We start from the raw sequence: 13,559 nt of genomic DNA, 5'->3' as shown, positions 1-13,559 counted from the left end.
CGCTGGGTGATTCAGCTCGCGCCGGCGGCCCAGGAGGCGATGAGTCGGCGCGGGCCGTCGTGGAAACGCCATCGCTGGTGAACAGTTCGCTGATGACATCCAAATGGGTTGCCAGTACCGGGTATTCGTCCGGGTCGAGGGCGGCCAGGCCGGACCGGGTGCGCAGCCGGCCCGGTTTGCGGTCCCGGTGGTCGAGGCGGGGAAACGCTGCGCGGCGGAGTGCGCCGACTACAGTGGAGCAAGGGGGTCCATCGGCTCGGGGGTGTTTCGTGAGCCGTGCCGTGCGGCCGCACGGCGGGAAGAGAATCCAGCGACGGAAACGAAAGAAGCGCCAGTGCATCCGACATATGGGGACGTGACAGCGGCGGCCGACCGAATCGCCGGCCACACCCGCCCGGTGATCCTCGCCCGCGCGGACGCCGACACCGTCCCGGTGGTCGGCGAGGTCTGGTTCGCGCTCGAGCACATGCAGCACACCGGCAGCTTCAAGGCGCGCGGGGCGGCGAATTTCGTACTGGCACAGCGGGAACAGGGGCTGCTGCCCACGGTGGGGATCACCATCGCATCCGGCGGGAACGCCGGGGTGGCGTGCGCGTGGGCCGCCCGGCTGGTCGACTCCGCCGCCACCGTGTTCCTGCCCGACTCCGCACCCGCGGTGAAAGTGGCGCGGCTGCGGGCACTGGGGGCGCAGGTGCTGTGCGGCGGCGACGCCTACGCCGACGCGGCCGCGGAGTGCGAGCGCTTCGCCGCGGCCAGCGGGGCGCTGCGCTCACACGCCTACGACGACCCCTATATCGCGGCGGGCGCGGGGACACTGCTCGACGAAATCGTCGCGCAGGTACCGGAACTCGATACCGTGGTGGTCGCGGTCGGCGGCGGTGGGCTGCTGACCGGAATCACGGTGTCGGCCAATCATCACGGCGTGCGGGTGGTGGCGGTGGAACCCGAACACTGCCGCGCCTTCAACGCGGCGGTCGAGGCCGGGGAACCGGTGGACGTCGAAATCGACTCCGTCGCAGCCGATTCCCTCGGCGCACGTCGCGTCACGCCCATGGCCCTGTCCGCCGCGAACGCGGGCGATGTCCGCTCGGCCCTGGTCAGTGACAAGCAGATCATCGCCGCCCGCCAAACCCTGTGGGACTGCCGCCGGGTCGCCGTCGAGCACGGCGGTTCCACTGCCCTGGCCGCCCTGCTGTCGGGCGCCTACGTCCCCGCCCCCGGTGAACGGGTGGCGGTCATCGTCTGCGGCGCGAACACCGATCCGATCGACCTGGTACCCCGCTGATGTCGCGGTGACGGAGGGTCAGCGCCCGGTGCCGACCGGGCCGGGATGGGCCGGACGGGACTGGAGCCAGGAACGGTAGCGGCGGAGGGCGCGCCCCTGCACGATCTGGTCGGACAGCAGGGCCCGAACGGGACCGGTTGCGGGACGGGGGTTCCGGCCGCGCGCTTACATAATGTGCGCAGCGCTAACATAGGGGAGGGATGTAGGCAGTGCCAACACTTGTTTGGGTCGAACACATGCCGGCCTCGATCACGGCGACCGAGAGGGCCTCGACGGGCGAGGTCCCGGTAGGTGGGTCAGGAGAGCTGCGCGATGATGCGGGCGGCGGCTTTGGTGCCGGTCGCGGCGCAGGCGGGGACTCCGACGCCGTCGAGGTAGGCGCCGGCCAGGGCCAGGCCCGGGAGGTCGGCCGTGGCGGAACGCAGGTCGGCGATGCGGGTGGTGTGGCCGGGGGCGTACTGCGGGAGGCCGCCGGGCCAGCGCTGGACCACGGCGCGCCGGGGGCGGATGTCGGCGGCGGTGACGGTGGCGAGGTCTTCGACGGCGGCGGTGACGAGGTCGTCGTCGGACCAGGACAGCGGGGCAGGGTCGCCGAAGCGGCCGAAGGAGGCGCGGACCAGGGCCACGTCACGGGCGGCCAGGTGCGGCCACTTGCGGCTGGAGAGGGTGAAGGCCTTGGCGCGCAACGGTTCACCGGTGGCGACGAGGATGCCGGAGTTGTCGGGCAGCGCGGTCTCGGGCGGCAGGGCGAGGGCCACCACCGCCGAGGAGGCCAGGTCGATTCCGGCGGCCAGCTCGGCGGCCTCCGGGGCCACCGCGCGCAGGAGTTCCGCGGTCACCGGGGCGGGGGTGGCGAGGATCACAGCGTCGACGTCGCCGACCGGGTCGAGCCGCCAGCCCTGTGCGGTGCGAGCGAGAGTGGTGGCCGCCGTGCCGGTTTCGGCCTTCACATCGGCGGCGGCGCGCAGCGCATCCAGCAGGGCGCGATAGCCGTCACGGATACCGCCGAACACCGGCGTGGTGCTGGGCGGGGGCAAGGCCTTGGACACGGCCCGGGTCAGGCTGGCCGCGCCGCGATCCAGGGCGGCGGCCAGCGTCGGCAGCGCGGCCCGCACGCCGATCGAATCCGCAAGTCCCGCATACACTCCCCCGAGCAGCGGGTCCACGCTGCGCCGGACCACCTGCTCCCCGAAGCGTTCCCGCACCAGCTCCCCCACCGACACGTCCCCGCCCCGCTCCCACCGCAGCGGCCGGGACGGCTCCGCCGCAACGGCGGCCAGGGTCTGCGCATCCACCAGCCCCGCAACCGATTCCGGTGCGGCGGGGATGCCCATCAGCGTCCGCTCGGGCAGCCGATGCCCCACCCCTTCCGACCACACCAGCGGCCGCTTGCCCGCCGGATGAACGAGCTGCTCCGCAATCCCCAACTCCCCCATCAGTTCCGGAATCTCGGGTCGCCGGCCCACGAACGCCTCGGCCCCCAGATCGACCGGATCTCCCTCGACCTCCACGGTCCGCAGGATCCCCCCGACCCGATCCCGCCGCTCCACGAGGATCAGTTCCGCCGACTCCCCGAGTGCCTTCCGCAGCCGATACGCGGCCACCAGCCCACTGATGCCGCCACCGACAACCGCGACCCGCATCGACAACTCCTCGCCACTCGCCGAACGCCGCGACCACACGAACCCGCGGCCCGCGACCCGCACCTCGACCTCGAGCCGCCCCGAGCCAACCTACTCCGGCCGCCCGCCACGCCCGCCTCCGGTGCCCGCCCATCGCGGCCCCGTTCCATACCGGCCCGGCCGCCTCGAACCACGCTCACCAGCGCTTTCGAACCGCCCGCCCAGAAATAGCACGTATCGGAACGTGATTGACACCGCGCCGCGAACAACCCACCGGCCGAAGTCCCGCCCCCTCACACGCGCCGCGCACCGCTGGCTTCGACGGCTTCGGCGACCTCGCCCACCTACCTCGGCCGGGCCCGGCGGTCAGCGTCTTCTATGGGGCGAAGCCGAAGCGCTCCGGTCACGTCACAGGAGCTTCGATCCCGACCGCGCGCACCGCTGGCGGGAAGCGCTGGTCAGAGCGGGAGCGGGAGGCTGTGGATCAGGGCGACGGTCTCGGTGATGACGCCGGGGTCGGTGTTCGGGAGGACGCCGTGGCCGAGGTTGAAGATGTGACCTTTGGCGCCCAAGGTGATTGCCTCGTCGGCTTCACGGGCGATGCGGCGCACCTCGGCGTCGATCGCCGCCGGGCCCGCGAAGAGCACGGCCGGATCGAGGTTGCCCTGCAACGCTTTTCCGGGGCCGACCCGGCGCGCGGCCTCGTTCAGCGGAATCCGCCAGTCGACGCCGACCACGTCCGCGCCCGCTTCGCCCATGGCGCCCAGCAGTTCTCCGGTGCCGACGCCGAAGTGGATGCGCGGCACACCCGCGGCCGCGATCTCGGTGAAGACCCGTTCCGAGTGCGGCAGAACGTATTCCCGGTACTGGGCCAGGCTCAGCGCGCCCGCCCAGGAGTCGAACAGCTGCACGGCGTCCACGCCCGCATCGATCTGGGCGCGCAGGAATTCGATGGTGATGTCGGTGAGCACGCCCAGCAGCTGGTGCCAGGTCTCGGGGTCGGCGAGCATCATCGCCTTGGTGCGCTCGTGGTTCTTGCTGGGGCCGCCCTCGACCAGGTACGACGCCAAAGTGAACGGGGCACCGGCGAATCCGATGAGCGGGGTGTCACCGAGCGCGTCCAGCAGCAGCTTCACACCGGCGGTGACCGCGCCCACCTCCTCGGCGCGCAGCCGCGGCAGCGCGCGTACATCGGCGACGGTGCGCACCGGATTCGCGACGACCGGGCCGACGCCGGCCACGATGTCGAGATCGATGCCGGCGGCCTTGAGCGGAACCACGATGTCGGAGAAGAGGATTGCCGCGTCCACCTGGTGGCGGCGAACCGGCTGCATGGTGATCTCGCACACCAGCTCCGGATCGAAACATGATTCCAGCATGCCGATTCCGGCACGCACCTCGCGATACTCCGGAAGGGACCGACCAGCCTGTCTCATGAACCACACCGGACGCCGATGCGGCACGCCACCGGTGGCGGCGGCGAGGAACGGGGCATCGGTCAGCAGGCGTCGGGTGTGAGTACTCATCACCGCCCATCGTAAAGGGGCCCCGGCGGCGCGCCTCGCACTACTCGGCACCGGAGGGGTCTACGGTGCCTTTCGTGACACCGCTCGACTTCCGCGACGGCGCTGCCCCCACCCCGGAGCCCGAAGAACCAGCCCGGTTCCGCGCCGCGGTCGAGGCCATGGGAACCGCATCTGTGCATCCTCGAATCGAGCTGGCACCGATCCGCCCGCCGCAGCGCCTCGCCCCGTACTCGTACGCCCTAGGCGCGGAAGTCACGCGACCCGATACGAATGTGGTGCCCGTCGACTCCGAGGGCGACGCGTTCGGCCGGCTGATCCTGCTGCACGACCCGGCCGGGCAGGAAGCCTGGCACGGGGTGTTCCGTCTGGTCGCCTACATCCAGGCCGACATCGACTCCGCCCTCGCCGCCGACCCGCTGCTGCCGGAGGTGGCGTGGAGCTGGCTGGTCGACGCGCTGGACTCGCGCACCTCCTTCACCGCCCTCGGCGGCACGGTCACCGCCACCAGCTCGGTGCGCTACGGCGACATCGCCGGGCCGCCGCGCGCGCACCAGCTCGAAGTGCGCGCCTCCTGGACCGTGTCCGACACCGTCATGCGGCCGCACGTGGAAGCCTTCTGCGAGGTGCTCGCCTACGCGGCCGGACTGCCGCCCGCGGGGGTAACCCGGCTGGACGTGCGCCGGGACGAGAGCACCGAGTAATTGGGCGCGAGATCGGGGCGGCCGATCCGCGAATTCCCGCGCCGGTCGCCCGAAAATCCCCTCTCGCCTGCGAGAACATCTGTACTGCAACGAAATCGACGACCGCCACGTACGATTCCCCATGGCCCGACGCAGTGTCACGGCCGGTCGTTTCACCGACGTGACGCGGCCCGCCAATGCCCAACCCGTAGAGTTCAAGACCATGTCCGTACCAGATGAACCCGAAGCCACTGCCGCGGTACCGTTGCTCGCGCCAGTGGACGGTGTACCGCCGGTACTGGACTCCGCCGCCGCGGTGGCCGCGGCCGCCCACCGCCTCGCCGCCGGAACAGGACCGCTCGCGGTCGATGCCGAGCGCGCCTCCGGCTTCCGCTACTCCAATCGCGCGTACCTGATCCAGCTGCGGCGCGAGGGTGCGGGCACCTTCCTCATCGACCCGATCCCGGTGGACGGGGAGCTCACGCCGCTGGCCGAGGCGATCAACGATCTGGAGTGGGTGCTGCACTCCGCGGATCAGGATCTGCCCGGGCTGGCCGAACTCGGGCTGCACCCGGCCCGGCTCTTCGACACCGAACTCGGCGGCCGCCTCGCGGGTTACGAGCGCGTGGGCCTGGCCGCCATGGTGGAGAAGCTGCTCGGCCGCGAGCTGCGCAAGGGCCACGGCGCGGCCGACTGGTCCACCCGGCCGCTGCCCGACGACTGGCTGAACTACGCGGCCCTCGATGTCGAGCTCCTCATCGAGCTGCGCGACGTGGTCGCCGCCGACCTGGCCGAGCAGGGCAAATCCGAGTGGGCCGCAGAGGAATTCGAGCACGTCCGCACCGCGGAGCCGGCCGGCCCCAAGGCCGACCGCTGGCGGCGCACCTCCGGCATCCACACCCTGCGCCGCACCCGCCAGCTCGCCATCGTCCGCGAACTTTGGACGACCCGCGACCGCTTGGCCCGCCTGCGCGACGTGGCCCCCGCCCGCATCCTCCCGGACTCGGCCATCGTGGCCGCCGCCACCAACGAGCCCAAGTCCATCGCCCAGCTGCGCACCCTGCCGATCTTCGGCGGCCCCCGCCAGCGCCGCTACTCGCGTGAATGGCTCGGCGCGGTGGAACGCGCCCGCACCCTCCCCGACAGCGAGCTCCCGCCGCTCACCCAGCACTTCGACGGCCCGCCTCCGGTCAACCGCTGGGAGCGCCGCGACCCGGCCGCCGCCGCCCGCCTGCAGTGCGCCCGCGCGGCCATGACCGACCTCTCCACCGAGGTGTCGGTCCCGGTCGAGAACCTGCTCACCCCGGACCTGCTGCGCCGCATGTGCTGGGACGGGCTGCCCAAATCGGTCGCCAACGGTGAAGCCCCGACCCTCATCGAGGGCTACCTCGCCGCGGGCGGCGCCCGCCCGTGGCAGCGTGCTCTGACCGTCCCGCGCCTGAGCGAAGCCCTCTACCCGAAAAGCTGACCCCGGAAATATCGCCCAGGAAAGTTGGGGCACAAGGGTTTCTGAACACGCCGGCCACGTGGCCGTCACGTGGGATCCGACCACCACGGGAACGCACAAGCCCTCCCTCACGCTCATCGGCGTCATCCCGTTCATGGCATCCCCGCCGACAGTGATCCAGGTGCCCTTGGTCGCCGCGCCACCGGGATCACCTACCCCACAGCAACCACCGCAGCGGGACACCCGCGTCGGATCCGGCAGCGGCAGTCTGCTCGCTTCGGTAGTGCGAACCTGCTCGGATCCGGCAATTGGAACGCGCCGGGGGCGCGGCGACCGTGCGCTCAGTCCTGGAATTCGGGTGGGCGGCGGTCGCGGCGGGCTCGGATGGCCTCGTCGAAGTTGTCGGTGGTGAGGCGGACGTAGAGCTGGGCCATGCCCTCGTTCTGCATGTGGGATTCGAAACTGCCCGCCTCCAGGCCACTCCACAGCAGGCGCTTGGTGAGCTCGCCGCCGACCCGGCTCCAGCGGATGATCTGGTCGGCGGTGTCGTAGGCGGCCTCGAGGAGTTTGTCGCCGGCGACGACGCGGGAGACGATGCCGATTCGCTCGGCTTCCGCGGCGTCCACATCGCGGCCGGTGAGCATGATCTCGAAGGCGCGGGTGGAGCCGATGGCCCGCGACAGCGTGTAGCTGATGCCGAGTTCGGCCGAGGTCAGGCCGTTGTTGATGCCCGCCGCACGGAAATACGCGTCCTCCGAGGCGATTCGGATGTCGGTCCCCATGGCCAGGCAGAACCCGCCGCCGATGGCCGCGCCGTTGATGGCGCTGATCACCGGCTGGTGCATCCGCTTGATGGTGAGCATCACATTGTTCAGCAGCTCCATCGAGCGCCGCGCAATGCTGGTGCGCGTCAACCCCTCTACCCCCGGTACCTTGCCCGCGTGCTGCAGATCCGCGCCCGAGCAGAACCCGTGCCCGGCGCCCGTGAGCACCACCACGCGCACCTCGTTGTCGGCCGCCACGCTCTCGAGGGTCTCCCGCAGCGGCACCATCACGTCGAACGCCATGGCGTTCATCCGGTCCGGCCGGTTCAACGTGACCAACGCGATCCCCGGCCGCGGCTTCTCGACAAGCACAAACGACATCCGAACTCCCGTCCCGAAACTGTAACCTGTTTCAGAATCTACGCGAGAACCCCAGCTCCGTATACAAAGAAGGGCCCGCGATCGGATGATCGCGGGCCCGTCACGACCGGAATGCCGCTCGGCGGTGCTACTCGGCCGCCGGGAGCAGCGCCTGCTCGATCTCGCTGCCGGAGGCGTCGGCGGCGCCGAGCCACACGTGCACCCGCTGGGCTACCTCGCCCGGAGTGAGGCCGAGATCCTGGTGGATCTTGGCGCGGGAGGAGTGGTCCAGGAAATGCTGGGGGACGCCGAGGTCGCGGGCCGGGACGTCGACGCCCGAACTGCGGAGCCGGGCGGAGACGGTGGAGCCGATGCCGCCGTGCACGCCACTGTCCTCGAGAGTGACCACCAGGCGGTGGTTCTCGGCCAGCTTCACCACGGTGTCGGAGACCGGGAGGACCCAGCGCGGGTCGACCACGGTCACCGAGACGCCCTCGGCCTCCAGCAGATCCGCGACCTTGAGCGCGAGGTCGGCGAAGGCGCCGACCGCGACCAGCAGGACATCGGCGCGCACCGAGTACGCGGCAGTGTCTTTCACGTCGGGCAGGCGCAGCACATCCACGCCCTCGAAGCGTTCCACCGCCGGAATCTCTTCGATCGCAGGACCCTTGGGGAAGCGGATGGCGGTGGGCCCGTCGCTGATATGCAGGGCCTCTCCCAATTCCTCACGCAGGCGGGCGGCGTCACGCGGGGCGGCGACCCGGATGCCGGGGATGATGCCCAGCACCGACAGGTCCCACATGCCGTTGTGCGAGGCGCCGTCGTCGCCGGTGATGCCGGCGCGATCGAGCACCAGGGTCACCGGGAGCTTGAGCAGCGCCACATCCATGAGCAGCTGGTCGAAGGCCCGGTTGAGGAAGGTGGAGTAGATGGCCACCACGGGGTGCAGACCGCCCAGGGCCATACCGGCCGCGGAGGTCATGGCGTGCTGTTCGGCGATGCCGACGTCGAACATGCGCTCCGGGAAGCGATTTCCGAACGGGGTCAGACCGGTCGGCCCCGGCATGGCGGCGGTGATCGCCACGATGTCGTCGCGCTGCTCGGCCTGAGCGATGAGCTCCTTGGAGAACACCGAGGTCCAGCTCGACGCGGACCGGCCGCCCAGCGGCTCACCGGTCTCCGGGTCGATCTGGCTGATGGAATGCATCTGATCGGCCTCGTGGTCCTCGGCCGGCTTGTAGCCACGGCCCTTCTGCGTCACCGCGTGCACGATGACCGGACCACCGAAGTCCTTGGCCCGCCGCAGCGCGGCCTCCAGCTGCACCGGATCGTGCCCGTCGACCGGGCCCACATACTTCAGCCCGAGATCGCTGAACAGCTCCTGCGGCGCGACCGCGTCCTTGATGCCGGTCTTGATGGCGTGCAGCATCGAGTACGCCGAATCCCCCACGCGCGGAATGCTCTGGACGATCCGCTTGGTGGCGTCGAGCGCGTGCTCGTAGGCGGGCTGGGTGCGCAGCCCCGCGAGCCGCTCGGCGAGCCCGCCGATGGTCGGCGCGTAGGAGCGGCCATTGTCGTTGACCACCACGATGACCGAGCGGTCCGGCCCGGCGGCGATATTGTTCAGCGCCTCCCAGCACATGCCACCGGTGAGCGCGCCGTCACCGACGACCGCGACCACATGCCGCTTCTGCCGGGTCAGCGCGAACGCCTTGGCGATGCCGTCCGCATAGGACAGCGAGGCCGACGCGTGCGAGGACTCCACCCAGTCGTGGGCGCTCTCGGCCCGGCTCGGGTATCCCGACAGCCCGCCCTCTTTGCGCAGCGTATCGAACCCGTCCTTGCGGCCGGTAAGGATCTTGTGCACGTAGGCCTGATGCCCGGTATCGAAGATGATCGGGTCGGCCGGCGAGTCGAAAACCCGGTGCAACGCGATGGTCAGCTCCACGACGCCGAGGTTCGGCCCCAGGTGCCCGCCGGTGACGGCGACCTTCCGCACCAGGAACTCACGAATCTCCTCGGCCAGCTCGTGCAGCTCCGGTACCGACAGCCGACGCAGGTCCTCGGGCGTGTCGACCCGGGAAAGCACTCCCACGGCTATTGCTCCCTCCGGATGTCTCCTGTGTTTGCAACAGTCTACGGAGCCCATTCCGGCCCCCGATGCCAGGAACGAAACGCCACCTGCAACATCCGTAGCAGATGTGAGGCTCAACACAGATTACGCCGGTTACGGTGGCCCAGAGGGCCCGTCCGGCGGCGTCGTCGCCCGCATCATCGAGGAAGTGTACGAGCTGTGCCGGGCCGACACGTCGGGAACGCCGGCCGACTACATTCCGGAACCGGCGGCAGTACAACCCGATTCATTCGGCATCTGCCTGGCTACCGCGGACAGGCCGGTCTACGGCAACGGAGATCTGGACGCCGCCTTCACTATTCAGTCGATCTCAGGCGCGCTGGCCCTGCCTGTACGCAGGCAGATGCCGCCGTGCGCGCGGTCAGCGCACGGCGGCATCTGATCCGCCTCGGGCCGAGCCTCGTCCGACACCCCTCGTCCGGTCGCACGACGCCGCCCGTGGTCGTTCCCGCGATCAGCGGTAGCCGTACTCCTGCCAGCGATCCAGGACGCGCTGCTGGATCTCCGCGGGCCAGCCGTTCTCGAAGCTGCCCTTGATCGGGCGGCGGCCCTGCGGGAAGTGATCGGCCAGCAGGCAGTTGTAGATCACCTTGCCCGCCATGAAGGAATGCGCTTCCTCCGGCGACAGGTAGACCGCGAGCTGATCGGAAACCGCTGCCGGGTAATGGAATTCACCGCGCTCGACATCCGGGTGGGAGCGGGTGGCGAAGGCCCAGACCACTTCGTCGATATTCGTGATGTCGACATCGTCCTCGACCACCAGGATCTTGGGCGCGTTGACCGACGGCTTGCCGGTGAAGATGATCTTGGCGATCTGGTCCACCAGCTCGTGCGAGCCCAGGCCGGTGGTCTCGTGCCAGTCCTGCCGCACCGCCAGGGTCAGCCAGTGCACCGCGGCCTCGAAGTTGTACCAGGCCGAGGAGATCGGCAGCCCGGCCTGCCGCAGCAGGTGGAGGATCTCGGCGGCGCTGGTGGTGCCGATGATGGTGTGGTCCTCCTCCACCGGCGGGCCCGCCGCCACGGTCGGCTGGATCGCGCCGTCGCGGTGGGTGATCGCCGAGACGTGGAAGACCGCCTTGGGGCTGGCCTCGGTGGCGTTGTAGCCGGGGAACTCGTTGAACGGGCCCTCCATGACCGTCTCGTCGAGGGCGATGTGACCCTCGATCACGATCTCGGCGGTGGCGGGCACCAGCAGGTCGACGGTCTCGGCCGGGACCAGTTCCAGGCCCTCGCCGAACAGCGCGCCCAGGTAGTGGGTTTCGTCCTCGCCCTCGGGAATCGGCATGCCGCCCACCCACGGCAGGCCCGGCTCGACGCCGATGGCCAGCGCGATCGGCATGGGCTCGCCGATCTCGGTCCACTTCGAGCGGATGATGCCCAGGTGCTGGGGTCCCGGGATGAGGCAGGCCAGGGTGTTCCGGTCGTGGATCATCATGCGGTTGATCGACCAGTTGGTCCACGAGCCGTCGGGGGTCTTGACGATGTTCATCCCGTAGGTCTGGATGTAGCGGCCGCCGTCGTTGCCGTGCAGCTTCGGAGTCGGGAAGACGAACAGGTCGATGTCGTCGCCGAGCATGACGTTCTCTTTGCAGGGCGCGGCCGCGCGGTCCACCACCACCGGCGGGATGCCCGGCTTGGCACGCGCGTCGGCGAGCACCTCCACGATCTGCTGACCGGTGGCGTCGGCGGGCAGGCCCAGCGCCAGCGCGATGCGTGCCAGCCGGTGCCGCGGACCCGACAGCGCGCCGGGGGCCCCGAGCACCCGGAAACCACTGTCCTGATATCCGGTGATGTTGCCGAACAACGGCGCGGGGGCCCGCAGATCGTAGGAGCGGCGAATGATCGCGCCGATCTCCAGATTCCAGTCGACCTCGGTGTCGATGTGCTGGACCTCACCGATGGCGTCGAGTGCCTCGATGAACTCGCGCAGGCTCTTCAAATGCGGCACAGGGGTTTTCCTTAGCGTCGGGTGTTCACCGGTGTCGGGTGCGCATGACGATGCCGCCCATCTCGGTGACCGCGGCAAGTCGGCGCGATCACTCGCCGGTTCAGCATCCGTCACGTGTCGGATAGCCATCAACGCCGAAATCCGCGAAGATCGATAAGAAATGCTGATCGAAGACTCGCCTCGAGAACCCCGCGTCGACCCGGCCGAACTGGAAGCGTTCGTGGTCCTCGCCGAAGAACTGCACTTCGGCCGGACCGCCGACCGCCTCGGACTGTCCCAGCCCCGGGTCAGCCAGCTGATCCGCAGCCTGGAGCGCCGCGTCGGCCGCCGCCTGGTCGAGCGCACCAGCCGCCGGGTCACCCTCAATCCCCTGGGCGAGCATCTGCTGGCCCAAGCCCGCCCGGCCTTCCAGGAACTGCAGCGGGCCTTCGCCGAAACCCGCACCGCGGCACGGGGTCTGCGCATCGGATTCCTCGGGCCCTACGCGTCCACCATGGACACCGCACTGACCGGCTTCCGGGCCCGCCATCCGGAATGCCAGATCACGCTGACCCAGCTGGCGTGGACCGACATCTTCGGGCCGCTGCGGCGCGGCGAGGTGGACATCCAGATCTGCCTGGCCCCGGTCGAGCAGCTCGGCCTGACCGTCGGGCCGGAGGTGGGCGTGTTCCCGCGGCTGCTGGCCATCGCCCGCAGCCATCCGTGGGCCACCCGAGACAGCATCGACGTCGAGGATCTGGCCGAATTGCGGGTGATCGGACCGCATCCGGATGTCGCGCCCGAATTCGCGCGCGCCTTCTGGCCGCCGGCCACCACCCCGCGCGGGCGGCCCATTCCGCGGGTCGCTCCCGCGCGCACCGAACCCGAGATGCTCACCGCGGTCGCCCACAACAACGCCGTCTTCGCCACCACCACCGCCATGCCCACCTACTTCGCCCATCCGGAGGTGGCATTCGTCCCGCTCACCGGCCTGCCCGACGCACGGGTCCGGCTGGTGTGGCGCACCGACACCGACCACCCCAAGGTCGGTGAATTCGCCGGGCTGGCCGCCGGACAGCCCGCGGCGGGCCTACGTCAGCAGGCGTAGCCGGGATTACGCAAACGCGTGCAGGCGCGCCGCCGCGAACGCGCCTACGCTGGCGGACAACGAGATTGCTTCCCTCCCCGAGGTGGATTGTCATGACCGATTTCGATCCCGCGGTCTACGGACCGTCCACCGTCCGCGTCGGCACCGCGGAACGCGAGCAGGCCGCCGCCGCACTGGGCGAGCATTTCGCCGCCGGTCGGCTCGACGTCGCGGAATACGACGAGCGGGTGGGCCGGGCATACGCGGCCAAGACCGCGGGCGAGCTGGCGGTGCTGTTCGGCGACCTACCCCGGCCGCAACCGCCCGCGCGGCAGATCCCGGCCCCGCCGCTCGCCCCGCGCCGCCCGCTGCCGCTGGCCCCGATCGGTGCGGCCGTGCTGCTGATGTTCATGATCGCGTTCGCGGTGACCACCCACTTCTTCCCGTTCTTCCTGTTCCCGGTGCTGTTCTTCGTCTTCGCACGCGGGCGGTACGGGTATCGCGGTCCGCGCTACCACCGCATGTGAGGGCTAGGGTGAATTCGTGGGCGTCATAGGCGAACTGTTCCCCGGCAAGAAACTGCAGGACGAGGGCAGCGAGGACGGCAGCGGCGAGGGCCACCGGCCCCGGGTCAGCCTCGATCTGGATGCCGGGGTGATCCGGGTGTCCCCGGCCCGGCCGGATCCCGGCCCGGACGCGCCCGCGTCGCAGGGCTAGGACACACCCG

The 13,559-nt window shown here is 70.3% G+C and carries 12 protein-coding genes; 7 read left to right on the top strand and 5 right to left on the bottom strand.

All coding sequences use genetic code 11. From position 1 onward, the window contains the following. Positions 1–334: 334 nt before the first annotated feature. Positions 335–1,285, top strand: a complete 951-nt coding sequence (locus AB0L60_RS26940) for a serine/threonine dehydratase (protein WP_364618968.1) — start codon at positions 335–337, stop codon at positions 1,283–1,285. 296 nt (positions 1,286–1,581) lie between these two features. Here AB0L60_RS26940 and AB0L60_RS26935 read toward each other — a convergent pair whose 3' ends face one another. Further along, a complete protein-coding gene (locus AB0L60_RS26935; protein ID WP_364618965.1) occupies positions 1,582–2,928 on the bottom strand; it encodes a protoporphyrinogen oxidase in 1,347 nt (448 codons plus the stop codon). A gap of 437 nt (positions 2,929–3,365) precedes the next feature. After that, positions 3,366–4,433 carry a uroporphyrinogen decarboxylase gene (gene hemE, locus AB0L60_RS26930; protein WP_364618962.1) on the bottom strand — a complete coding sequence of 356 codons (1,068 nt, stop codon included), beginning with the start codon at positions 4,431–4,433 and terminating at the stop codon, positions 3,366–3,368. 74 nt (positions 4,434–4,507) lie between these two features. Between hemE and AB0L60_RS26925 the strand changes: the two genes are divergently transcribed. Next, positions 4,508–5,134, top strand: a complete 627-nt coding sequence (locus AB0L60_RS26925; RefSeq protein WP_364618959.1) for a DUF3000 domain-containing protein — start codon at positions 4,508–4,510, stop codon at positions 5,132–5,134. 202 nt (positions 5,135–5,336) lie between these two features. Then, positions 5,337–6,581 carry a ribonuclease D gene (locus tag AB0L60_RS26920; protein ID WP_364618956.1) on the top strand — a complete coding sequence of 415 codons (1,245 nt, stop codon included), beginning with the start codon at positions 5,337–5,339 and terminating at the stop codon, positions 6,579–6,581. A 320-nt stretch (positions 6,582–6,901) separates the two neighbouring features. Here the strand turns inward: AB0L60_RS26920 and AB0L60_RS26915 are convergent, their stop codons facing one another. Continuing rightward, on the bottom strand, positions 6,902–7,705 hold the full coding sequence (locus AB0L60_RS26915; protein WP_364618954.1) for an enoyl-CoA hydratase: 804 nt from the start codon (positions 7,703–7,705) through the stop codon (positions 6,902–6,904). 127 nt (positions 7,706–7,832) lie between these two features. Next, a complete protein-coding gene (dxs, locus tag AB0L60_RS26910; protein ID WP_364618951.1) occupies positions 7,833–9,779 on the bottom strand; it encodes a 1-deoxy-D-xylulose-5-phosphate synthase in 1,947 nt (648 codons plus the stop codon). A gap of 187 nt (positions 9,780–9,966) precedes the next feature. On the opposite strand from dxs, the gene AB0L60_RS26905 reads away from it, so the two are divergent. Beyond that, the gene (locus AB0L60_RS26905; RefSeq protein ID WP_364618948.1) at positions 9,967–10,200 is read left to right on the top strand and encodes a glutaminase; all 234 of its coding nucleotides are present in this window, start codon (positions 9,967–9,969) and stop codon (positions 10,198–10,200) included. A 72-nt stretch (positions 10,201–10,272) separates the two neighbouring features. Here the strand turns inward: AB0L60_RS26905 and AB0L60_RS26900 are convergent, their stop codons facing one another. Next, entirely contained in the window at positions 10,273–11,766 is a 1,494-nt protein-coding gene (locus AB0L60_RS26900) for a UbiD family decarboxylase (RefSeq protein WP_364618945.1), read from the bottom strand. A gap of 160 nt (positions 11,767–11,926) precedes the next feature. On the opposite strand from AB0L60_RS26900, the gene AB0L60_RS26895 reads away from it, so the two are divergent. The 3 genes from AB0L60_RS26895 (at position 11,927) to AB0L60_RS26885 (ending at position 13,549) form a co-directional block, all read left to right on the top strand. Beyond that, positions 11,927–12,853 (top strand): LysR family transcriptional regulator, encoded by a 927-nt coding sequence (locus AB0L60_RS26895; RefSeq protein ID WP_364618943.1) that lies wholly within the window; start codon positions 11,927–11,929, stop codon positions 12,851–12,853. A 92-nt stretch (positions 12,854–12,945) separates the two neighbouring features. Further along, positions 12,946–13,359, top strand: a complete 414-nt coding sequence (locus AB0L60_RS26890) for a DUF1707 domain-containing protein (RefSeq protein WP_364618940.1) — start codon at positions 12,946–12,948, stop codon at positions 13,357–13,359. Positions 13,360–13,375: 16 nt separating this feature from the next. Next, positions 13,376–13,549: a hypothetical protein gene (locus AB0L60_RS26885; RefSeq protein WP_364618937.1), complete on the top strand. Its 174-nt coding sequence runs from the start codon at positions 13,376–13,378 to the stop codon at positions 13,547–13,549. Positions 13,550–13,559 lie beyond the last annotated feature (10 nt).

The organism is Nocardia sp. NPDC051981, from assembly GCF_040680715.1.
Taxonomy (GTDB): Bacteria; Actinomycetota; Actinomycetes; order Mycobacteriales; family Mycobacteriaceae; genus Nocardia.
This window is presented reverse-complemented; position numbering and strand designations above follow the sequence as displayed.